The 1,214-nt window shown below is 64.3% G+C and carries 1 protein-coding gene; it reads left to right on the forward strand.

What is annotated here, in order from left to right; genetic code table 11:
• Nucleotides 1-1,214 (forward strand): AMP-binding protein (locus ACLMAL_RS39610; RefSeq protein ID WP_412003768.1); only part of this gene is annotated, 1,214 nt, incomplete at both ends.

A 1,214-nucleotide genomic window follows, 5' to 3' on the forward strand; every position in this document is an offset into this window, starting at 1 on the left:
GCGTACCTCAATGAGTTGATGGCGCAGGAGTGGGTGACCACTCTGCATGTGGTGCCGTCCATGCTGGACGCGCTGCTGGCCGCCGAGTTGCCGGACTCGCTGTGGCGGGTGCTCGCCATCGGTGAAGCACTGTCCGGTGCGCTTGCCCAGCGATTCCGGCAGGCCTACCCGCGCATCGAGCTGTTCAACCTTTATGGTCCGACCGAGGCCGCGGTGTCGATCACCAGCCATCGTGTGACCGGTGCGGACAAGGTGTCGGTGTCGATTGGTGCGCCGGAGTGGAACAGCCGTGTCTATGTGCTGGATTCGCGGTTGCGGCCGGTTCCGGTCGGAGTGTCGGGCGAGCTGTACCTCGCGGGCGCGCAGTTGGCGCGCGGGTACTTCGGGCGGGCGGATCTGACCGCTGAGCGGTTCGTTGCCAATCCGTTCGAAGCGAATGCCCGGATGTATCGCACGGGTGACTTGGTGGCGTGGAATGCCTCAGGTGAACTGGAGTATCGGGGTCGCACGGACTTCCAGGTGAAGATTCGTGGTTTCCGTATCGAGTTGGGTGATATCGAGGCTGCTTTCTTGCGTCTGCCCGAGGTCGCGTCGGTGGCTGTGCTCGCGCACGTCGACCCTGATCTGGGTGATCGCCTGGTGGCCTATGTCGTGCCCGCCGAGTCCGGTGAGTTCGACAAGGGGCAGGTGAAGGCGGCTCTGTCTGCGGAATTGCCGTCTTACATGGTGCCGTCGGTGTTGATTCCGCTGGATGCGTTGCCGTTGAATGCCAACGGGAAGTTGGATCGGAAGGCGTTGCCGGAGCCGACCTTCGAGAAGGCGGTGTTCCGGGCGCCGACTACTCCGATCGAGCAGATCGTGGCGAGTGTGTTCGCTGATGTGCTCGGCCTTGCGCAGCGTGCGGGTGAGCAGCGTGTCGGTTTGGATGACGATTTCTTCGCCAGGGGCGGTAATTCGCTGCTGGCGACTCAGGTCGCGGCGCGGCTGGGGCAGGCGCTGGATACTCGGGTGCCGGTGCGGTTGTTGTTCGAGGCGCCGACGGTGGCGGCGTTGGCGGTTCGGGTTGAGCAGCAGGCTGGTGCTGGTGGTCGCCGTGAGTTGGTGGCTGGTCCTCGGCCGGAGCGGATTCCGTTGTCGCTTGCGCAGCAGCGGATGTGGTTCCTGAACCGTTTCGATACCGAGTCGGCTGCTTACAACGTGCCGATCGCGGTGCG

Origin of the sequence: Nocardia sp. CWNU-33, from assembly GCF_046764895.1 — a bacterium.
In the GTDB taxonomy this organism is placed as follows: Bacteria; Actinomycetota; Actinomycetes; order Mycobacteriales; family Mycobacteriaceae; genus Nocardia.